Below are 20,451 nucleotides of genomic sequence, written 5' to 3' on the forward strand. Positions count from 1 at the left end.
CTCCTGCAGCACCCGCCGCGCCGCCCCCCGTCGTCGCCGCGCCACCCGTAGCGCCCCCTCCGGCCGCGCCGGTTCCGGCCGGCCAGGCCCAGCGCGCCGCCCTGTTCGAGGAGACGCCCGGCAACGCGGCCGGCACGCTCATGCAGGGCTCGGTGGTCTGGCGCACGCAGACGGTGAGCGTCGGTCCGGGCCAGCCGCCCGATCTCGCCCTGCTCGGTGAGGTGTCCATCCCCGAGCGGCGCATGACGGTGACCATCACCATCCGCCGTAACCTCGACCAGACGCTGCCGGCGAGCCACACGATCGAGGTGCTCTACGCCCTGCCGCGCGACTTCCAGTTCGGCGGCGTCGCCGAAGTGCCGGGCGTGCTGATGAAGGTGTCGGAGCAGGCGCGCGGCGTGCCGCTTGTGGGCCAGGCGGTGCGCGTCACCAACGGCTTCTTCTTCATCGGCCTGTCGGGCTTCGACATGGACCGGAACACCAACATCCAGGCGCTGAAGACGCGGCCCTTCTTCGACATCCCGATGCGCTACGACTCGGGCCGCCGTGCCATCCTGACGGTCGAGAAGGGGCCGGCCGGTGACCGGGCTTTTGAAGAGGCCATGCAGGCCTGGGGGCAGTAGGCGTCCTCACGTCCCGCCCCGGCTATAGCAGACAAAAAAGGGAGGCCTCGCGGCCTCCCTTTGCATGTCGAATTGCCGCTTGCGTCAGCGGGCGGCGATCTGGGCCGGCTGGGCCGCGGGGCGCTCGATCTCGCGGATCGACTTCACCACGGCGTCCTGCACCTTCTCGAAGGCGCGCACCTCGATCTGACGGACGCGCTCGCGGGAGACGCCGAAGCGCTCGGCGAGTTCCTCCAGCGTAATCGGGTCGTCCTTCAGGCGACGCTCCTCGAAAATGATGCGCTCGCGCTCGTTCAGTACGCCGAGCGCGCGGGTGAGGGCGAGCCGACGGTTGTCGGTCTCCTCCTCGCGGGCGAGCACGGCCTCCTGGCTGTCGGAATCATCGGCCAGCCAGTCCTGCCACTCGCCGTCGCCGTCCTCGCGGACCGGGGCGTTGAGCGAGGCGTCGCCGCCGAGCCGGCGGTTCATGTCGATGACGTCCTGCTTCTCGACGCCGAGCTTGGTGGCGATGACCTCGACCTGGTCGGGCCTGAGATCGCCGTCCTCGAGCGCCGAGATGGAGCTCTTGGCCTTGCGCAGGTTGAAGAACAGCTTCTTCTGATTGGCCGTGGTGCCCATCTTCACGAGCGACCAGGAGCGCAGGATGTATTCCTGGATCGAGGCCTTGATCCACCACATGGCATAGGTGGCGAGGCGGAAGCCCTTGTCGGGCTCGAACCGCTTGACCGCCTGCATGAGGCCGACATTGCCCTCGGAGACGACCTCACCGATCGGCAGGCCGTAGCCGCGATAGCCCATGGCGATCTTGGCGACCAGCCTGAGGTGGGAGGTGACGAGCCTGTGAGCCGCCTTGCTGTCGCCGTGTTCGCGCCAGCGCTTGGCGAGCATGTACTCCTCCTGCGGCTGAAGCATGGGGAACTTGCGGATCTCGTCGAGATACCGCGAAAGCCCCGCCTCGGCGGAGAGGATGGGAAGAGACGCAGCGTGAGCCATGAGGCCCTCCTTCTCTTTGGCTCCCGGACCATCCGGCAAGCCCCGAGCCGCCCACCCCGAAGCCCGGGCGGCCCGTTGATCCGGCAGCGTCAGCCGCCCCGTGATCGAATGTCATCCTGTGCAACAATCATGGCGGAACGTTGACAAATGCCTGCCACGATCGGAAGAAACCAGCTGCATCTTTGCGTTGGCGCAAGCAGGGGGCCGGCCCTCCACTGACGAGAATGATACGAGATCCATGCGTCGTGTCGTTACACGATGGCGTGAAATTTTCAGGCCCGCTCCGACCGGACCCGGGCACGCCCCTATCGTAACCCGTCTGGCACGGCAGGGTTCCTGCCCCGGATCAGGCGAGGCGGAGCGCCGCCACCAGCGCCGCGAGGTCGGCGGGGAGGGGGCTTTCGAAGCGCATCGTCTCGCCGGTGGCCGGATGAGCGAAGCCGAGGACGGCGGCGTGCAGTGCCTGGCGGCCGAGGGCGTCGAGGGCGGCGCGGGCCGGCTCGCCGAGCTTGCCGGCCTTGGTGCGGAAGCCGCGGCCATAGGTCTCGTCGCCGAGCAGCGGGTGGCCGGCATGGGCCATGTGGACGCGGATCTGGTGGGTGCGGCCGGTCTCGAGGCGGCAGCGGACCTGCGACACGAGGCCGCCGGTGAAGGTGTCCTCCACGTTGACGTGGGTGATCGCGTGGCGGCCGGAGGTACGGACGGCGATCTTCTCGCGCGCGTGCGGGTCGCGGTCGAGGGGGGCGTCGACGGTGAAGCTCGCGCGCGCGGGCGTGCCCCAGGCAAGCGCCACATAGGCGCGCTCGAGCGGGCCCGTGCGCCCGTGGTCGGCGAACTGCGCGCTCAGCGCCGCGTGCGCGCGGTCGGTCTTGGCGACCACCAGCAGCCCGCTCGTGTCCTTGTCCAGGCGATGGACGATGCCTGGCCGGCGCACGCCGCCGATCCCCGACAGGGTGTCGCCGCAATGGGCGATGAGGGCGTTGACGAGGGTGCCGGTCCAGTTGCCGGCGCCGGGGTGGACGACGAGGCCGGCGGGCTTGTCGACGACGATCAGGTGCTCGTCCTCGAAGACGACGACGAGCGGGATGTCCTCGCCCGTCGGGGTGGGGTCCTCCGGTTCCGGCACGGCGACGCTGATCCGGTCGCCCAGATTGACCCTGTGGCCCGCATCCGTCATGGTCCGCCCGCCGATCCGGACGTGTCCGGCCTCGATGAGAGCCTTCAGGCGCGAGCGCGACAGGTCGGCGAGGCGGCGCGCCAGAAGGCGGTCCAACCGCTCGCGCGCGACGTCGGCCTCCACTTCCGCCCCGGCTGGCGTCTCCATCCCCATCCCGTCCTTCCCGTTTCCCTCAGCCGCGGCGACCGATGACCAGCACAGCTCCCGAGACCGATCCCAACGAGGCCGCCAGCGAGGCCGTCGTCGCCCGCGTCCGCCGCATCTCGGTGATCTCGTTCCTGGTCATGATCCTCGGCGTCGGCAGCGTGCTGGCCGTCATCGTCTACCGCCTGATGACGGTCCCGCCCGCCGGGCCGCTCCTGTCCGGGGCCGTCCCTGCCGAGGCGGGGCGGGTGGTCTCGGCTGTCGCTGCCGACCGGAGCCTCACCGTCACCTACCAGCGCGACGACGGCGCCCTCGTCGTCATCTACGACCTCCGCAGCCTGAAGGAAACCCACCGGATCACCCTCGGCGGCCCGCAGGTGCCGCGGCCCTGAGGCCTGCGCTCCGCGATTATCCACGCCGACCCGCCGCAGGAGCGCTTGACCCGCCGGCGGCTTTGCGATTAAGAAGCGCCCTCCGCCGCGCAAGCAGCGGTCCGCTCCCTTCGTCTAGCGGTCTAGGACGTCGCCCTCTCACGGCGAAAACAGGGGTTCGAGTCCCCTAGGGAGCGCCAGTTTTCCTCAGGAAAATCAGGCAGTCCTGCGCTCCGCGCGGGAAGACCCGTGCGCTGTGTCGTGCCGGACCGGTCGTACGCGCCCGCCGGCCGCCCGCATTCCTCGCCCATCGAGCCGCCGTTCAAGGCGCCTCTCCCGCTTGCGCGGTGCGGCCAACTCCCGACTTTCCCGTGCTTTCCACCCCCGGTGTATCGCGCTGCGACCCGGGCCCAATCGCTGCCCACTTGCCCTCCAAGTAGGCAATAAGATGACAATGTTATGTGCAAGCATAATTATTAGATTAAAATTCCAATTTCCGCGAAATCTAAGGAATGGACCTGCAAGAACGGGCCGCATAAACATGAAATAAGCACTATCAATGCAATGAGGCCGTCGCATCATTGGTTTCGGATACGCGTCCGATCCATGATCTTGGCTCTGTTGATGGATAGTTGCAGCGATGCGAACTATAGGCCTGATTGGTGGCATGAGTTGGGAAAGTAGTGCGGTGTACTACCGCCGGCTTAACGAGCAGGTTCGCGATCGACTGGGCGGGCTGCATTCGGCGGACATCCTGCTGCGGTCGGTCGACTTCGACGCGATCGTGGCGCTGCAGAAGCAGGGCAACTGGGAAGCGGCGGCCGAGCGTCTGGCCGGGATCGCCAGGTCGCTGCAGGCGGCGGGAGCCGCCTGCGTGCTGATCTGCACCAACACGATGCACAAGCTGGCGGATGAGGTCCAGGGCGCGGTCGACATCCCCCTCCTCAACATCGTCGACGTGACGGCACGGGCGCTTCTGGAGGCAGGCGCGTGCCGGCCGCTGCTGCTGGCCACCCGCTACACCATGGAGCAGGACTTCTACCTCGCCCGCATGCGGCGCGAGTTCGGCCTGTCCCCCTTGGTGCCCGACGCCGACGACCGCACCACTGTCCACGACATCATCTTCGACGAGCTGTGCTGCGGCCGCATCCTCGGGACCTCGCGCCAGAGCTACCTCGACATCATCGAGCGGGGGCGCCTCGCGGGGGCGGACAGCGTCATCCTCGGCTGCACGGAGATCGGGCTCCTGATCGGGCCCCAGGACGTCGACCTGCCCGTCTTCGATTCCACCCTGCTCCACGCCGATGCGGCGGTCGCCTTCTCCCTCCTCGGCGAGGCCCCCCTGCCGCGGGCGGCGTGAGCCGCCGCACCGATTGACCAGAGGCACCCCCCGATGTCCGCCGTCACGACCCTCCAGCCGATCCTCGATCATGTCGTCGTCAACGTCCTCGGCGACATGGACCGCGCCGCCGAGGCCTACCGCCGCCTCGGCTTCCAGCTGACGCCGCGCGGCTACCATTCCCTCGGGACCATCAATCACCTCGCCATCTTCGAGGAGAACTACCTCGAACTGCTGGGCTATCCGCCCGGCGGCGAGAGCAGCCGCCCCGACCTCTGGCTGCACCCGCCGGGGCTGACCGGCCTCGTCTTCAAGGCGCTCGACCCGGAAGCGGTCCGCCGGAGGCTCGAGGAGCGCCAAGTGGCCTTCGAGCCGCCCGGCGAGTTCACCCGCCCGGTGGAGCTTGCGGAGGGATCGAAGGAGGCCCGCTTTCGCGTCATCCGCATCGCCCGCGAACTGGTCGCCAACGGGCGCACGTTCTTCTGCCACCACTTCACGCCGGACCTGGTCTGGCGGCCGGAATGGCAGGTCCACCCGAACGGCGCCGCGGCGATCGTCGGGTATGTCATCGCCGCCGCAGATCCTGCCGCCACTGCCCGGCTCTACGACCGCATCTTCGGGCCGGACATCCTGGGTCCGGTTGACGGCGGCTTCGCCTTCCAGGCGGGCAAGGCCACCGTTGAAATCCTCTCCGCCGCCGCGATCACCGCCCGTTTCGGGCGCGCCGCGCCGGGTCCCATCGATGGGGCCGACCGCATGGCCGCCCTCACCATCGCCACGTCCTCGCTGGCCAAAACCCGCGCCGTCCTGAACGGCAACGGAATTGCATACGAGTCCAAGACGGATGACGAACTGGTCGTATCGCACATCGATGCGGCCGGAGTGGCTATCGCTTTCACTTGAACCGACCGCCCCGACCCCTGGGGTCGGACGGCACAGAGGGAGTTTCGATCCGATGCGTGCAATGGTGCTCCGCGAGCATGGCGGCCCCGAGAAGCTGGTCTTCGAGGGCGACTTTCCGACCCCCGTCGCCGGCGAAGGCGACGTGGTCCTGCGGGTGAAGGCGAGCTCGCTCAACTATCACGACGTCTTCACGCGCCGCGGCATGCCCGGCATCAAGATCCCGCTGCCGGTGATCATCGGCCTCGACGTCGCCGGCGAGATCGTCGAGGTCGGCCCCGGCGTCACCGACTGGAAGGTCGGCGACCGTGTGCTGGTCGATCCGATCAACCGGGTCGAGGGCGGCCTGATGGGTGAGACCGTCAATGGCGGCCTCGCGGAGTTCTGCCGCGCCCGTGCGCACCAGCTGGTCAAGATCCCCGCCAACGTGTCGTTCGAACAGGCGGCAGCGCTGCCGGTCGCCTATGGCACCGCCCTGCGCATGATGACGACCAACGGCCATGTGAAGGCCGGCGAGAAGGTGCTGGTGCTCGGCGCCAGCGGCGGCGTCGGCGTCTGCTGCGTCCAGCTCGCCAAGCTCGCGGGCGCCTATGTCATCGCGGCCGCCGGCAGCGTCGAGAAGGGCGAGAGGCTGAAGGAGATCGGCGCCGACGAGATCATCCTCTACACCGAGGAGGACTTCCAGAAGGCCATCTACGCCCGCCACGGGAAGCTCACCCGTCGCGGCAGCGACAACAGCCAGGGCGTCGACGTCGTCGTCAACTACACCGGCGGCGAGACCTGGGTGAAGTCGCTGAAGGTGCTGAAGGTCGGCGGCCGTCTCCTGACCTGCGGCGCGACCGCCGGCTTCGACCCGACGGAGGACATCCGCTTCATCTGGACCTTCGAGCTGAAGATCCTCGGCTCCAACGGCTGGGCCCGCGCCGACATCGAGACGCTGTTCGATCTGGTCGGCTCCGGCAAGCTCAAGGCGGTGATCGACCGGACCTTCCCGCTGGAGAAGGCGGCCGACGCCCTCGCCGTGATCGAGGACCGCAAGGTCATCGGCAAGGTCGTGGTGACGCCATGAGCACCCCGACGCTTCCGCTCACCGCCGCGCAGATGCAGGCGAAGTTCGACGCCTCGCCCTTCATCGCCTTCATGGGCCTGAAGATCGTCGAGGCCGATCCGGCCAACGAGGAGATCACCGTCCGAGCGCCGTTCCGCCCCGAATTCGAGCGCGGCGGCGGCACCGGCCAGTGGCACGGCGGCCCGCTCGCCTCGGTCATCGACACGGTGGGCGACTTCGCCCTCGTCATGCTGATCGGGCAGGGGCTGCCGACCATCAACTTCCGGGTCGACTACCTGCGCCCGGCAGTCAACACGGCGCTGATCGTGAAGGCGAAGGTCCGCCGCAATGGCCGCAGCGTCGGCGTCTCCGACGTCGACGTCTTCGACGAGCGCGGCGCGCTGCTCGCCATCGGCCGGGCAACCTATTCGACACAAACGACAAAATAGCGGGACGGACGATCGATCGGGACGTGCCGGCCGTCGGCCGGCACCTGGAATTGCGAACACTGACGGGGTGACGTGATGGATACGATTTCGCGACGCGATCTTCTGGCCGGTGCCGCAGGCCTGGCCCTGACCTCCGCCCTCGGCGGAACCGCCTCCGGACAGGCCACCCGGACGCCGAAGCGCGGCGGCACGCTGGTCGGCAGCTGGGGCGGCTTCGAGCCGCAGGCGCTCTTCGTCCCGCCGGGCGGCGGATCGAGCCCCAACATGACCTCGACCAAGGTGCTGGAACGCCTGATCCGGCTGGACGAGGACCTGCAGTTCCGTCCCGTTCTGGCGCTGTCGGTGACGCCGGCCGCGGACTTCCGCAGCTACACGATCAAGCTCAGGCCCAACGTCAAATGGCACGATGGCGTCGACTTCACCGCCGAGGACGTCGTCTTCAACGCCATGGAGTACTGGAAGCCGATCTCCTCGGGAGGCGCGCTGAACGCGCTCGTCTCGGCGGAAGCCGTCGACAAGGAGACGGTGGTCCTGAAGTTCAACGCCACGGTCCCCGACTTCTTCCTGAAGTCGATCCTCGCCGGGCGCACGGTCACCATCCCCAGGCACATCTATGCCGGCAAGGAAATGATGACCAACCCGGCGAACAACCTGCCGATCGGCACCGGCCCGTTCAAGGTGCGGGAATGGGTGCGCGGCAGCCACGTCGAGTATGTCCGCAACGAGACCTACTGGGACCCCCAGCTCCCCTACGTGGACAAACTCGTCATCCGCTGGTGGCGCGACCCGGCGTCCAGGTCCGCTGCCTTCGAGGCCGGGCAGCTCGATTTCGCGGTCTTCAACCCGATCCCCGCACCAGACGTGAAGCGTCTCGTCGACACCCGCCGCTTCACCGCGGTGACCGAGGGCTACAAGAACACCGCCTGGGCTCTGACCACCTATTTCAACACCCAGCGCGAGATCTTCAAGCGCGCCGACGTGCGGCGGGCCCTGCTCCATGCCGTCGACCGTGAGTTCATCTCCGACACGATCTATTTCGGCCGCGCCAGGCCGGCGACGGGCCACATTCCCAGCAGCAACTCGCTGTTCTACTTCAAGGACCTGCCGACCTATTCCTTCGACCCCGACAAGGCGGGCAAGCTGCTCGACGCCGCCGGCTATCCGATCCGGAACGGCAGCCGCTTCACCATGAACATCGTCTCGGCCGGCTGGTTCGAGGAGAACGTCAAGGCGGGGCAGTATCTGCGCCAGGCCTATGAGGACATCGGCATCAAGGTGGACCTCGCGATCCCCGACCGCGCCACCTCGCTGAAGCGGATCTACACCGACTACGAGTTCGACATGGCGATCTCGAACAATTCGGGCCCGCTCGAGCTGGCGCCGCAATGGACGCAGTCCTACACGACGTCGGGCATCGTGAAGGGCGCCGCCTTCCGCAACGCCAGCCGCTATTCCAACCCGGCTCTCGACAAGCTGGTCGACCAGTACCTGGTCGAGACCGACCCGAAGAAGCGGCAGGCGCTGGCGCGGGAGTTCCAGCTGATCGTCGCCACGGAGGCGCCGGTGACCTCGCTCGTCGAGATCGTCTCGGCCACCGTCGCCCGCTCGGACGTCAAGGTCGCGGCCGACTATGCCGACGTGCTCGGCGAGAGCTGGGCGCATATCTGGCTCGACCGCTGACGGGAGCCGGGTCGATGCTGCGCATCCTGTTCCGACGGCTCGTCCAGATCATTCCCCTGATCCTGGGCGTCATCATCATGAACTTCGGGCTGATCCAGCTTGCGCCGGGCAGCTTCCTCGACGTGATGACCGCCGAGCAGCAGATCAGCGATCCCGCCATGATCGAGCGGATGCGCATCCTCTACGGCATGGACCAGCCGGCGGCGGTGCAGCTCCTGAAGTACATCTGGTCGGTGGTGACGCTGGATTTCGGCTACAGCTACCGCCAGAACGCCCCGGTGCTGACGGTGATCATGCAGCACCTGCCGGCGACCGCCCTGCTCATGCTGGCGGCGATCGCCGTCGCCCTCCTCGTCGGCGTGGTGGCCGGCGTCGTCGCGGCGGTCAAGGTCAACACGATCTGGGACAACCTCATCTCCCTCGTCGCCGTCTTCTTCTTCGCCGCGCCGACCTTCTGGCTCGGCATCATGCTCACCATCCTGTTCTCGGTGAAGCTCGGCTGGCTGCCGGTGGGCGGCATGCGGACGGTCGGAACGGAGTTCGGCGCCATCGCGGCGACCTTCGACATCGCCCGCCACCTGCTGCTGCCGGCGGTGTCGCTCGGCCTGTTCTATGCGGCGACCTACGCGCGGGTGATGCGCGCCTCGATGCTCGAGGTCTACAAGTCCGACTTCGTGCGCACCGCCCGCTCCAAGGGGCTCCCGGGCTTCCAGGTCGTGGTCGTCCACGTGCTTCGCAATGCGCTGCTGCCGGTCGTCACGCTGCTCGGCCTGCAGCTCGGCACGGTGCTGGGCGGCAGCGTCGTCATCGAGACCGTCTTCAGCTGGCCGGGCATCGGCAGCCTCATGCTCGATAGCGTCATGAGCCGCAATTACCCGGTCGTGCTCGGCGTGCTCGTCATGTCGTCGGTGGTGGTCGCCGTCGCCAATGCGGCGGTCGACATCGCCTATTTCAAGCTCGATCCGCGCATCAGCGCCCGCTAAGCCGGAGACAAACCCTTCATGCTCACCTTCTGGACCTTCGCCCGGAAGTTCGCGCGCAACAGGGCGGCGCTGCTCGGCCTCATGGTGATCGTGGCCGTCGTGGTGGTGGCCGCCATGGCGCCGGTGTGGTTCCCGCGCAATCCGCTGCGCATCGTCGGCCGGCCGGAAATCTGGCCCTTCGTCAACCCGCGCTTTCCCCTCGGCACCGACTCGCTCGGCCGCGACATCGCCGCCATGATCGCCCACGGCGCCCGCACGACGCTGATGATCGGCATCTTCGCCAGCCTGACCGCGAGCCTGATCGGCATCACCGTCGGCTCCACCGCCGCCTATTTCGGCGGCTGGGTGGACGAGGTGTTCATGCGCGTCGCCGAGCTGTTCCAGACCATCCCGAACATCATCTTCGTGCTGACGATCGTCTCGATCCTCGGCCAGACCATCACCAACATCACCATCGCGGTCGGCATCGTCACCTGGACGCCGATCGCACGGCTGACGCGGGCGGAGTTCCTGTCGCTCCGCGACCGGGAATTCGTCCAGGCCTGCCGCGCCATCGGCATGCGCGACTTGAGCATCATGGTCCGGCAGATCCTGCCCAACGCGCTGCCCCCGGTCATCATCCTCTCCTCGCTGGTGGTCGCCAGCGCCATCCTGTTCGAGTCCGCGGTGTCGTTCCTCGGTCTCGGCGATCCCAACGTCGCCAGCTGGGGTGGTCTCATCGGCGACGGCCGTACGCTGATCCGCAGTTCCTGGTACATCTGCGCCGTCCCCGGCATCGCCATCATGGCGACCGTGCTGGCGCTGAATCTCGTCGGCGACGGGCTGAACGACGCCCTCAATCCGAAACTGAACGAAGGCTGATCCCCCGGCGCCGCCGGGCCTGAACGACGCATGAGATGAGGAGGGCGCCATGCCGCGCTGGAACAACCTGGGTGATCTCGTCGACCGCTCGCTCGACATGGAGAAGGTGGCCGTGGTGGACCTGCGCGAGCCGGCGACGCCGCGCAGCTACACCCACCGCGACATCGACCGCCTCGCCAACGGCGTCGCGCGGTTTCTCACCGATCGCGGGCTCGCGCGCGGGGCCGCCGTGGCGATCATGGCGCTGAACCGGGCCGAGTACATCGCCGCCTATTTCGGCATCATGCGCGCCGGCTTCGTCGCCGTGCCGATCAACACCAAGCTCGCGCAGGACACGATCGACTACGTCTTCGACGATTCGAAGATCGTCATCGCCTTCACCGACGGTCCCCGCCGGTCCATGGTCCCGGCCGGCGTGCCCTTGGTCGACTTCGACGACGCCGGCCCGGAGGGCTTTGCCGCCCGCATCGCGCCTGGGGATTTCGAGACGGTGCGGGTGGAGCCCGAGGAGACCGGGCAGATCCTCTATACCTCCGGCTCGACCGGCCGGCCGAAGGGCGTTCCCCTGACCCATTTCGGCCAGCTCTGGGCGCTGGAACAGGCGACCGCCGCCGTCGAGCGCGAAGCGGAGCGCACCCTCATCGCCCAGCCGCTCTTCCACATGAACGGCTTGTTCCAGAGCAAGGTCGGCTTCGCCACCAACAACCAACTCATCTACATGCCGGGCTTCGAGACGCGCGCCTATATCGACGCGCTGGAGCGCTACCGCGTCACCAACCTGATGGCGGTGCCCACCATGCTGGCGCGCGTCGCCAAGGACACCGAGGCTCTGGCGGGGCGCGACTTCTCGGCGCTGCGCCGGGTGCGCATGGGCTCCGCCCCGGTGACGCTCGCCCTGATCGAGAAGCTGAAGGACCTGTTCAAGGTGCCGGTCGCCAACGGCTTTGGCACCACCGAGGCGGGCCCTGCGGTGTTCGGACCCCATCCGGGCGGGATCGAGACCCCGCCGCTTTCCGTCGGCTATCCGCTCGCCACCGCCGAGGTGAAGCTCGTCGACGGGCCGGACGCGAACGAGGGCGTGCTGCTGATGCGCAATCCGGCGGTCATGCCGGGCTACCTCAACCTGCCGGGCAAGAGCCGCGAGGTCCTGGACGAGGGCTGGTACCGCTCGGGCGACGTATTCCGGCGCGACGAGGCCGGCTTCTACTACTTCGTCGGCCGGGCCGACGACATGTTCGTCTGCTCCGGCGAGAACATCTATCCGGGCGAGGTGGAGAAGCTGCTCGAGCGCCACCCGCAGATTCAGCAGGCGGCCGTCGTGCCGCTGCCCGACGAGGAGCGCGGCCAGGTGCCCGTCGCCTTCATCGTCAGGCGGCACGATGGGTCCATCGACGTCGATGCCGTCAAGCGCTTCACCATCGACAACGGCCCCGCCTACCAGCATCCGCGCCGGATCGAGTTCGTCTCCGACCTGCCCTGGGCGGGGACCAATAAGATCGACAGGAAGGCGCTGATCGAGCGCGCCCGGCAGCTGGAAAGCGCCAAGGGCTGGTCGATCTGATGGGCGCCGGGGCAGGACTTTCAGGCAAGCTCGCCGTCGTCACCGGCGCCAGCCGGGGCATCGGCCGCGCCATCGCGCTGCGGCTCGCCGCGGACGGTGCCGAGGTGGCGGTGCACTACAATGCCGGCGCGGAAGCGGCGGCTGCCGTGGTCGCGGCGATCGCTGGTGCCGGTGGCCGCGCCTTCGCGCTCCAGGCCGACCTCGGCGCGCCGGACGGGATCGACGCCCTGGTGGCGGGGCTCGGCTCCCGCGCCGTCGATATCCTCGTCAACAATGCGGGGATCAGCCCCAAGCTGACCTTCGGCGAGGCATCCCGTGCCGACTTCGACCTGGTCATCGGCGTGAACCTGCGGGCGCCGTTCTTCATCGTCCAGGGCCTGCTGCCGAACCTGCGCGACGGCGGGCGCGTCATCAACATCTCCTCGATGGGCACGCGCGCCGTCTATCCCGCCATGGCCGTCTATGCGCCGGCGAAAGCCGGGCTGGAGGCGCTGACGAAGATCCTCGCCGTCGAGCTCGGCAGGCGGGGGATCACGGTCAACGCCGTCTCCCCCGGCGCCACCGCCACCGACATGAACGAACGGGCGCGCGATCCCGTCATCGCCGCGCAGATCGCCCAGACGGTGGCGCTCGGCCGGGTCGGCCAGCCCGAGGACATCGCCGATATCGTCGGCCTGCTCGCCTCCGACGGCGGCCGCTGGATCACCGGCCAGGTCATCGACGCGAGCGGCGGCCAGCGGCTCTGAGGGACGCCTCCGGCCTCACTTGCGCACGACGTAGGTCGTTGGCACGGCGGTCGTGTACTTCATTTCCTCCATGGCCACGGACGAGCTGAGGTCGGAGAATTCGAGGCTGGAAATCAGGCGCTTGTAGACCGCGTCGTAGGTCTCGACGTCGGGCACGACGATGCGCAGCAGATAGTCGGTCTCTCCCGTCAGCCGCCAGGCCTCGACGATCTCCTGCGTGGTCGAGACGAGCCGCCGGAAGGCGTCGAGCCATTCCATCGCGTGCCGCGGCGCCTTGACCCCGACGAAGATGCTCATCGGCACGTTGGCCTTGCGCCGGTCGATGAGGACGACGCGCTTCCGGATGACGCCGTCCTCCTCCATCTTCTTGATGCGCCGCCAGCAGGGCGTGGGGCTGAGCGCCACCCGCTCGGCGATGGCGGCGATGGGTTGAGTGGCATCAGCCTGCAGAATGTCCAGAATCTTGCAATCGATAGCATCCATTTGCATGAACCATCGCGCCGGAGGAACGGATGGCTCGTCCTACGCAAGGGTGGTGCCATGACATGTCTCACGGCGACATGCCTGCCGCCCTGCCGGTGCCGGGTGCCGGCGGCGCACCTTTCCGCCGCGGGCGGCCTGCCTTCAGACCGTGCCGTCGGGCCCGGACGACGGGGGAAGGTCCATATCGAGCAGGGCCGAGCTCAGCCCCTTGCCGTGCGCGTCGAGGGCGAGCGAGCGGGTGACCCCGCCGCCGAGGCTGCCTGTGACGACGAAGTTCAGCGCCCCGACCAGCGGCAGTTCGTAGCGGGTGACGGAGCCGGCGCCGATGCCCGCGAAGAGAGACGCCACGCGCGCGGCGGTGACATGGCTGACGAGGACGGGATAGTCGGCCTCGCGATGGGCGATGACCGAAATCGTCGAGACGTTGCCCTTGTCGCCAGTGCGGGAGTGAGCGATGTCGCGCAGCTTCATGACGATCAGGCCTCGAAGAGGGTGAGCTGCGGGACGACGAGGTGTTCCGACACCAGGGCGGAGGCGATGGCGACGACCTGGCGCACCGCCTTCCAGCTGCCGCCGCCGCCCGCCGGGCCGTTGGTGTAGAGGGCCTCGACCTCGGCGCCGATCGCCGCCGCAGCCTCGGCGGTCGCTGTTCGGGCCGCCACGCGGATGCGCACCTCGTAGGGCGCTCCGCCCTGCGAGATGTCGCTGCCGTGAAGGGAGTCGACGCCGATGAGGTCGAAGCGGGTCTCCTCCATCGGCACGCCGGTGAGGGCGAGGCGCTCGCGGACGATGGCGAGGGCGAGGCGCCCGCGCTCCACGGCGCCGGGGCCCGCGTAGGACATCTGGCCCTCGCCGATGAAGCCGTCGCCGTAGCCGACGGAGACCTTGAGGAGCCCGGTGCGGGGGGCGCCGGTCCCGCCCGAGACGGCGATGCGGTCAGGACCGACGGCGCTCACCGAAACGCCCGTGAAATCGGCGACCACGTCGGGCTGGAGGTAGCGGGAGGGATTCTCGATCTCGTAGAGCAACTGCTCCTTGACCGTGGCCGGCGTCACGGCGCCGCCGGTGCCGTCGAGCTTGGTGACGACGAGGTCGCCCGTCTCCGCCACCTCGCCGATGGGAAAGCCGAGACGGGCGAGGCCGGCGACGTCCTTGACCCCGGGATCGGCGAAGTAGCCGCCGGTGATCTGGCCGGCACATTCGAGGAGGTGGCCGACGAGCACGCCCTTGCCGAGGCTGTCCCAGTCGTCGGTCCGCCAGCCGAATGCATGGACGAGCGGCCCGAGGAACAGGGAGGGATCGGCGGCGCGGCCGGTGATCACCACGTCGGCGCCGGCGGCGAGGGCCCCGGCGATGGGACCTGCGCCGATATAGGCATTGGCCGAGATGAGCCGGTTGCCGAGGCCTGCCACGGTCCCGCCCTCGTCGAGGGCGGTGTCGGTGCCCCTCAGGCTGTCGACGATATCGTCACCCGTAACGGCGGCGACCTTCAGGCCGGCGAGGCCGAGGTCGCGGGCGATGTCCCGCACCTTCTGCGCCGCGGCCAGAGGGTTGGCGGCGCCCATGTTGCTGACGATGCGGGTTCCCGCCCTCCGGCAGGCGGGCAGGACTGCCCGCATCCGCCGTTCGAGGAGGCCATCGTAGCCGGCGGAGGGGTCGGCGAGGCGCGCAAGCTGGGCCAGCGCGATGGTGCGCTCGGCGAGGCATTCGAAGACGAGGTAGTCGAGCCGCCCGCGCTCGGCGAGCTCGACCGCCGGCTCGATCCGATCCCCCGCAAAGCCCGCACCCGCACCGATTCTGATCTGTCGCATGGGCGCCATGGTCGTTCGTGACGGACGAGCCGACAACCCGCCATGATGGGGAGGGCCGCTGCGCCGGTCTGCGCCGGCGGCGGTAGGGTGGCGGGGCCGCAGGAACACCGCGTCGACGGGCTCGACGGGCGGCGCGGAGGGGGGCTTGCCAGCGAGAGAAAATGAGAACATAATAAGAACAAATGGGAGATGTGCGATGAGCGCGGCACGTGGCATGGCGAATGCGGACTGTCCCGAGATGGTGGACGCGGAGGTCGAGGCGGTCCTGGCGGAATTCGACGGCGACGTCCGGCGGGCGATCCGCGCCCTGCTCGACGATATCGCGGCCCTGGCCGAGGACAGGGCCGGCGGCCGGAATTTCCTCAAGGCCTACGGCCATCTCGAGCTGGTGCGGTAAGGGCAGGGACGGGCTGCAGGCGGGCTTGAAGTTTCCGTTGGGACAGGGGACGCTGTGGGCGTGCCGCTTCAGGGAAGACTGCGATGACGATCATGGTCACGACATTGGGAGCGGGTCTGCGTCGCAGCCTCGTCCTGTTGCTGCTGGCGGCGTCGCTGGTCGCCTTCGGCGGAGCGGGCAGCGCCACGGCCCAGCCCGCGCGATCGCCCGCCGACCAGGCCAGGGCCTTTCTCGAAGACCATTTCGCGGCCGAGCAGCAGCCGCCGCGGCGCCGGGCGCGACCCTTCGAGGGCTGGATGACCTCGCGCTTCGCCGGCCTGTGGAACCGCGCCAAGGCGCGCGGCCAGCGTGAGGAAACGCCCTTCCCGGAGGCGGACCCGATCCTCAACGCCCAGGATTCCGAGCGGCCGGGGGATATCCGCATCGAGGAGGTCGCCGGCACGCCCGACCGGCCGACCGTCCGGGTATCGTTTCGGGTCTTCGCCGGGGATGCCACCCGTACGACCCAGATCCTCGTCTTCGCCGAGGACCGCAACGAATGGCGGCTCTTCGACGTGCTGACCCCGCAGGAGGGGCAGCCGCCGGCGAGCCTCAGGCAGCAGGTGGAGCGGTTCGTCGCGACGGGCCGTTAGGGCGGAAGCGGGTTGAACCTTCCCGCCGCGGACCGCAACCCATGAAGGAGGCGCAACGGCGCCTTCCGGCAAGGGAGCATCCGCGATGACACCGTCACAGCCGACTGCCAGTGCCTCTCCCGCATCCGCCTCCATGGCGCTCGCCCGTGGCGGCGCGACCCCCGCCCGCACGCCACGGCCGGGCCTCGCCGGACCGCAGGGCGGCTGGGCGCGCGCCTTCCTGCGCGAAGGCCTCTGAGGCGTTCGTCCTCGGCGGGACGGCTGCCGTCAACGGTGACCATTGCCGGGAATGACGGGCTGGGCGCAGTTGCGATGGCCCGCCTCAATGCAGGCCAGGACGCGCGAGCTCGCCCGCAGTTCCGTCATGACGTGGTAGGTGGCAAGGCCGAGACAAAGGACGACGGCGGCGGCGACGATGTTCTGGCGCGCGCGCACCCGCTCGTCCCAGGCGTTGAAGCCCGGTCTTTCAGGCTCCTGCCGCTGGTGCTCGACGCTCCAGGTCGGGGCCCTGCGGAACAGCGCCGGCCTTGGGTCCGGCTGCCTCTCACCACCATCCATCGGCTCATGTCCTCGCCGCGAAGGGAACCCGGCGGTCCCGTCAGGGTTCCGCAGTCCGGCCGCGATGATAGCCGCATTCGGTAACGGCGTCGAACGGCATCGGCATCAGCATCGAACGGAGTCCGGTGGCGCCGGCGGCAAACTGTCCTGCGCAGGGCGAGAGCGCGGTATGGGCCCGACCGGGCCGGACCCGCCGCGGGATGGGGGCGCGTCGCTATCGATGGCGCGCGGGGAGGGCGTGCGGCAGGGCGACCGGGAATGTCGGGGACCCGCCTTCTGGGCTTGCCGGACCGGGGACGATTCCGCAATCTGGCGAATGACGTTACGGCATGGCATTGATCGCTCTGCCAATGCCCCGGAGGCCGAGATCCGTTCCGTTCGCAAGCGACGTACCTACCTTCTGGCAGGCTATGAGCCCTTGCCGGCGAGCGCGCACCATCATCGGTTCGCGCGCGAGATCGGCCGCTTCGAGAAGACCTGGTCGCTTGCCGCCCACGTCGGCCAGCCCGTCGACCTGCCGGATGCGCCGGTGACGGCCTGGCCTGTCGTCCTGTCCGGTCCGGACTTCACCGTCGAGGCCGATGTCCGCCTGCTGCGCTGGGACGATATCGTGGCAGACGACATGGGCCTGCCGGTGTGGAAGCGGCTGTGGCGCTATCTCGTCGCTGCCAGTGACATCATGCTGTCGGGAACCTTCCTCAGCTATGCCCGTGCCTATTGGCGCTACGCGCTCTTTGCGGCCTATCCCAAGGCGCTGTTGGCCGTCTTCTTGGCCCTCGCCTGCTTGGTCCCGGCCCTTCCCGGCCTGTTCGGACCGCCGCTGCCGGGCGGGCTGCACCTGCTGGCCGGGTTCGTACTCTTCGCCGGGCTGGTGGTGGCTGCGGGGTCGCGCCTGCACCTGACCTACATGCTGAGCCACTGGATCTTTGCGCGCGACATGATCCTCCGGCGGCGGCCGGCGATCGAGCGGCGTGCCGAGGCCGTCGCCCGCGAAATCGCCGCGGGCCTTGCGGCGGGCGACGTCGACGAGGTGGTCATCGTCGCCCATAGCCTCGGGGCGGTGTGGATGCTCGACGCCGTTGCGCGGGTCGAGGCCGCCGGCTCACCGGGAACGCCACCGCTCGGGCTCGCCGGGGTCGGCTCCTCCACCCTGACCATCGCCCTCCACCCCGCTGCAGGCTGGCTGCGCGACCAGATCCAGCGGGTCGCCGACCGCCCTACCATCACCTGGGCGGAATATGACAGCCATGTCGACTTCATCTGCTTCTACAAGAACAACACGGTCGAGGCGCTCGGCCTGACGGCGCCGAGCCGCCCCATCCGCCAATCGGTTCGCCTCTCGCGCATGCTGTCGCCGCAGACCTGGAAGCGATTCCGCGGCAATCTTTTGCGCATCCACCGGCAATATGTGATGGGCAACGAACAGCGCTACGCCTATGATTTCCACATGATCGCCTGCGGGCCGTTCCCCTTCGCCGACATCGTCGGCCACGGCGCGAACCTGCCCGGTGCGCTCGGTCCCAATGGCGCGCTGTCGGGGGCGACCACACCCTTCCCCGAGCCTGCCGAGGACATGTCGCCCGAAGGACCGGTCTCATGGCCGGCAGCATCCTCCTGATCGGCATCTATCGGCTGGGACGCCATCTCATGTCCAAGCCGCTTTTCGTCTGGATCCTGGCGCAGCAGCATTTTCCGCGATGACGGCGCTAGCCAATCGGGCCTCCTTTCGGCGGACTGCTAGGCGCTGCAGATGGCGCGCGCCGCCAGGCCGCGGCCCGCCTTCCGGGGACCGCCGCGCCCGCGACGATCCGGCGATCTGGCGAATGACGTCCCGACATGGCATTGATCGCCCTGTCCAATGCTCCGGAGGCCGAGATTCGTTCCGTTCGAAAGCGACGCACCTATCTCCTGACGGGTTATGAGCCCCTGCCGGCGAGCGCCCACCATCGCCGCTTCGCACGCGAGATCGGCCGTTTCGAGAAGACCTGGTCGCTCGCCGCTCACGTCGGCCAGCCCGTCGCCCTGCCGGATGCGCCTGTGACGGCGTGGCCGGTCGTCCTGTCCGGTCCCGATTTCACCGTCGAGACCGATGTCCGCCTGCTGCGCTGGGACGATATCGTGGCGGAAGACATGGGCCTGCCGGTGTGGAAGCGGCTGCCGCGCTATCTCGTCGTGGCCTGCGATATCCTTCTGTCGGGGACCTTCTTCCGCTATGCCCTCGCCTATTGGCGCTATGCGTTCTTTGCCGCCTATCCGCTGGTGCTGCTGGCCGTCTTCGCCGCCCTCGCATGGAACGTGCCCGCGCTTTACGGCCTGTTCGGACCGCCGCTGCCGGGCGGGCTGCACCTGCTGGCCGGGCTCGTCCTCTTCGCCGGGCTGGTGGCGGCTACGGGATCGCGCCTGCACCTGACCTACATGCTCAGCGACTGGATCTTCGCGCGCGACATGATCCGTCGACGCCGCTCTGTGATCGAGCGGCGTGCCGAGGCCTTCGCCCGCGAAATCGCCGCGGGCCTTGCGGCGGGAGACGTCGACGAGGTGGTCATCGTCGCCCATAGCCTCGGGGCGGTGTGGATGCTCGACGCCGTTGGGCGGGTCGAGGCCGCCGGCTCACCGGGAACACCACCGCTCGGGCTCGCCGGGGTCGGGTCCTCCACCCTGAAGATCGCCCTCCACCCCGCGGCGGGCTGGCTGCGCGACCGAATCCAGAGCGTGGCCGACCGCCCTACCATCACCTGGGCGGAATATGACAGCCATGTCGACTTCATCTGCTTCTACAAGAACAACACGGTCGAGGCGCTGGGGCTGAAGGCGGCAAGCCACCCCATCCGCCAATCGGTCCGCCTGTCGCGGATGCTGTTGCCGCAGACCTGGAAGCGATTCCGCGGCAATCTCTTGCGCATCCACCGGCAATACGTGATGGGCAACGAGCAGCGCTACACCTATGATTTCCACATGATCGCCTGCGGGCCGTTCCGCTTCGCCGACATCGTGCGCCATGGCGCCAGCCTGCCGGGCGCGCTGGGGCCCGACGGCTCGCTCGGCGCGGCGACCACGCCCTTTCCCGCCATGCCCGAGGACACGACCGCCCGATGACCCGTCTCATGGCCGAGATCATCTTCCTCATCGGCGTGTTCGGCTGGGGTGCCATCCGCATCCCCCACGAGGTGAAGAACAAGCGCAAGAACCGCATCCACGTCAGCGCCGTGGACCGGCAGGAGCGCATCCTGCTCCTGGTCTCGCTGACCGGTCTCGGCATCGTGCCCATCGCCTATTGCCTGCTGGCGCGGTTCGGGCTGCTGCGCTTCGCCGACTACGGGTTCTCTCCCTTCCAGGCGTGGATCGGGGCTGCCGTCTTCGCCGCGGCGCTGGCCCTCTTCCTCGCCACGCATCGCCAGCTCGGCCGCAACTGGTCGCAGACGCTGGAGCTGCGCGAGGGCCACACGCTCGTCACCCACGGGGTCTACCGGCTCGTGCGGCATCCGATGTACACGGCCTTCTTCCTCTGGGCTCTGGCGCAGCTCCTGCTGCTGCAGAACTGGATCGTGGGTCCCGCCGGCTTCATCGGCTTCGGCCTGCTCTACGCTTTCCGCGTCAGCCGCGAGGAGGCAATGATGCACGAGGCCTTCGGCGCGGACTATGCCGCCTATGCCGCCCGCACCAAGCGGATCGTCCCCTACCTCTACTGACGCCAA

At 68.7% G+C, this 20,451-nt stretch carries 22 protein-coding genes, 1 tRNA gene and 1 pseudogene; 18 read left to right on the plus strand and 6 right to left on the minus strand.

The features are described 5' to 3' along the window. Nucleotides 1–623: pseudogene (locus tag ACT6XY_RS15885) on the plus strand (hypothetical protein); the annotation flags it as partial. 84 nt (nucleotides 624–707) lie between these two features. On the opposite strand, the gene rpoH reads toward ACT6XY_RS15885, so the two are convergent. Next, nucleotides 708–1,616, minus strand: a complete 909-nt coding sequence (rpoH, locus tag ACT6XY_RS15890) for an RNA polymerase sigma factor RpoH (protein WP_444749301.1) — start codon at nucleotides 1,614–1,616, stop codon at nucleotides 708–710. A 346-nt stretch (nucleotides 1,617–1,962) separates the two neighbouring features. After that, a complete protein-coding gene (locus tag ACT6XY_RS15895; RefSeq protein ID WP_444749302.1) occupies nucleotides 1,963–2,940 on the minus strand; it encodes an RluA family pseudouridine synthase in 978 nt (325 codons plus the stop codon). A 41-nt stretch (nucleotides 2,941–2,981) separates the two neighbouring features. On the opposite strand from ACT6XY_RS15895, the gene ACT6XY_RS15900 reads away from it, so the two are divergent. The 11 genes from ACT6XY_RS15900 to ACT6XY_RS15950 all read left to right on the plus strand — a co-directional run bounded on the left by ACT6XY_RS15900 (nucleotide 2,982) and on the right by ACT6XY_RS15950 (nucleotide 12,875). Next, complete coding sequence (locus ACT6XY_RS15900; protein WP_444749303.1) at nucleotides 2,982–3,329, plus strand: hypothetical protein; 348 nt, start codon at nucleotides 2,982–2,984, stop codon at nucleotides 3,327–3,329. A gap of 103 nt (nucleotides 3,330–3,432) precedes the next feature. Continuing rightward, nucleotides 3,433–3,508: transfer RNA gene (locus ACT6XY_RS15905), tRNA-Glu, on the plus strand. Nucleotides 3,509–3,948: 440 nt separating this feature from the next. Then, nucleotides 3,949–4,668, plus strand: coding sequence for an aspartate/glutamate racemase family protein (locus ACT6XY_RS15910; RefSeq protein WP_444749304.1), 720 nt, complete (start codon nucleotides 3,949–3,951; stop codon nucleotides 4,666–4,668). 33 nt (nucleotides 4,669–4,701) lie between these two features. After that, nucleotides 4,702–5,550 (plus strand): VOC family protein, encoded by an 849-nt coding sequence (locus tag ACT6XY_RS15915; RefSeq protein WP_444749305.1) that lies wholly within the window; start codon nucleotides 4,702–4,704, stop codon nucleotides 5,548–5,550. A 52-nt stretch (nucleotides 5,551–5,602) separates the two neighbouring features. Next, nucleotides 5,603–6,616, plus strand: a complete 1,014-nt coding sequence (locus ACT6XY_RS15920; RefSeq protein WP_444749306.1) for a quinone oxidoreductase family protein — start codon at nucleotides 5,603–5,605, stop codon at nucleotides 6,614–6,616. Continuing rightward, nucleotides 6,613–7,044, plus strand: a complete 432-nt coding sequence (locus ACT6XY_RS15925) for a PaaI family thioesterase (RefSeq protein ID WP_444749307.1) — start codon at nucleotides 6,613–6,615, stop codon at nucleotides 7,042–7,044. The genes ACT6XY_RS15920 and ACT6XY_RS15925 overlap by 4 nt, the downstream gene beginning before the upstream one ends. Nucleotides 7,045–7,119: 75 nt before the next feature. After that, nucleotides 7,120–8,724 (plus strand): ABC transporter substrate-binding protein, encoded by a 1,605-nt coding sequence (locus tag ACT6XY_RS15930; protein ID WP_444749308.1) that lies wholly within the window; start codon nucleotides 7,120–7,122, stop codon nucleotides 8,722–8,724. Nucleotides 8,725–8,738: 14 nt separating this feature from the next. Continuing rightward, a complete protein-coding gene (locus ACT6XY_RS15935; RefSeq protein ID WP_444749309.1) occupies nucleotides 8,739–9,707 on the plus strand; it encodes an ABC transporter permease in 969 nt (322 codons plus the stop codon). A gap of 18 nt (nucleotides 9,708–9,725) precedes the next feature. After that, complete coding sequence (locus ACT6XY_RS15940) at nucleotides 9,726–10,568, plus strand: ABC transporter permease (RefSeq protein WP_444749310.1); 843 nt, start codon at nucleotides 9,726–9,728, stop codon at nucleotides 10,566–10,568. A gap of 49 nt (nucleotides 10,569–10,617) precedes the next feature. Next, complete coding sequence (locus tag ACT6XY_RS15945) at nucleotides 10,618–12,129, plus strand: class I adenylate-forming enzyme family protein (protein ID WP_444749311.1); 1,512 nt, start codon at nucleotides 10,618–10,620, stop codon at nucleotides 12,127–12,129. Then, on the plus strand, nucleotides 12,129–12,875 hold the full coding sequence (locus ACT6XY_RS15950) for an SDR family oxidoreductase (RefSeq protein ID WP_444749312.1): 747 nt from the start codon (nucleotides 12,129–12,131) through the stop codon (nucleotides 12,873–12,875). The genes ACT6XY_RS15945 and ACT6XY_RS15950 overlap by 1 nt, the downstream gene beginning before the upstream one ends. 15 nt (nucleotides 12,876–12,890) lie before the next feature. Here ACT6XY_RS15950 and ACT6XY_RS15955 read toward each other — a convergent pair whose 3' ends face one another. The 3 genes from ACT6XY_RS15955 to ACT6XY_RS15965 form a co-directional block, all read right to left on the minus strand. After that, on the minus strand, nucleotides 12,891–13,358 hold the full coding sequence (locus tag ACT6XY_RS15955; protein WP_444749313.1) for an Lrp/AsnC family transcriptional regulator: 468 nt from the start codon (nucleotides 13,356–13,358) through the stop codon (nucleotides 12,891–12,893). A gap of 141 nt (nucleotides 13,359–13,499) precedes the next feature. After that, entirely contained in the window at nucleotides 13,500–13,829 is a 330-nt protein-coding gene (locus ACT6XY_RS15960; RefSeq protein ID WP_444749314.1) for an AtuA-related protein, read from the minus strand. Nucleotides 13,830–13,834: 5 nt separating this feature from the next. Then, nucleotides 13,835–15,169, minus strand: coding sequence for an acyclic terpene utilization AtuA family protein (locus ACT6XY_RS15965; RefSeq protein WP_444749315.1), 1,335 nt, complete (start codon nucleotides 15,167–15,169; stop codon nucleotides 13,835–13,837). A 196-nt stretch (nucleotides 15,170–15,365) separates the two neighbouring features. Here ACT6XY_RS15965 and ACT6XY_RS15970 point away from each other — a divergent pair, with 196 nt between their 5' ends. The 3 genes from ACT6XY_RS15970 (at nucleotide 15,366) to ACT6XY_RS15980 (ending at nucleotide 16,436) form a co-directional block, all read left to right on the plus strand. Then, nucleotides 15,366–15,566: a hypothetical protein gene (locus ACT6XY_RS15970; RefSeq protein WP_444749316.1), complete on the plus strand. Its 201-nt coding sequence runs from the start codon at nucleotides 15,366–15,368 to the stop codon at nucleotides 15,564–15,566. An 83-nt stretch (nucleotides 15,567–15,649) separates the two neighbouring features. After that, entirely contained in the window at nucleotides 15,650–16,198 is a 549-nt protein-coding gene (locus tag ACT6XY_RS15975; RefSeq protein WP_444749317.1) for a hypothetical protein, read from the plus strand. An 85-nt stretch (nucleotides 16,199–16,283) separates the two neighbouring features. Beyond that, entirely contained in the window at nucleotides 16,284–16,436 is a 153-nt protein-coding gene (locus ACT6XY_RS15980; protein ID WP_444749318.1) for a hypothetical protein, read from the plus strand. 29 nt (nucleotides 16,437–16,465) lie between these two features. Here ACT6XY_RS15980 and ACT6XY_RS15985 read toward each other — a convergent pair whose 3' ends face one another. Further along, nucleotides 16,466–16,756, minus strand: a complete 291-nt coding sequence (locus ACT6XY_RS15985) for a hypothetical protein (RefSeq protein ID WP_444749319.1) — start codon at nucleotides 16,754–16,756, stop codon at nucleotides 16,466–16,468. Nucleotides 16,757–16,820: 64 nt separating this feature from the next. Between ACT6XY_RS15985 and ACT6XY_RS15990 the strand changes: the two genes are divergently transcribed. From ACT6XY_RS15990 to ACT6XY_RS16000, 3 genes are all read left to right on the plus strand, one after another. Next, complete coding sequence (locus ACT6XY_RS15990) at nucleotides 16,821–18,374, plus strand: hypothetical protein (protein WP_444749320.1); 1,554 nt, start codon at nucleotides 16,821–16,823, stop codon at nucleotides 18,372–18,374. Between the two features lie 218 nt (nucleotides 18,375–18,592). Then, nucleotides 18,593–19,852, plus strand: coding sequence for a hypothetical protein (locus ACT6XY_RS15995; RefSeq protein ID WP_444749321.1), 1,260 nt, complete (start codon nucleotides 18,593–18,595; stop codon nucleotides 19,850–19,852). Further along, nucleotides 19,849–20,445: a protein-S-isoprenylcysteine O-methyltransferase gene (locus tag ACT6XY_RS16000; protein ID WP_444749322.1), complete on the plus strand. Its 597-nt coding sequence runs from the start codon at nucleotides 19,849–19,851 to the stop codon at nucleotides 20,443–20,445. Before ACT6XY_RS15995 ends, ACT6XY_RS16000 begins: the two co-directional genes overlap by 4 nt. Nucleotides 20,446–20,451: the final 6 nt, after the last annotated feature.

The sequence above is a fragment of the Phreatobacter sp. genome (assembly GCF_052440005.1).
GTDB lineage: Bacteria > Pseudomonadota > Alphaproteobacteria > Rhizobiales > Phreatobacteraceae > Phreatobacter.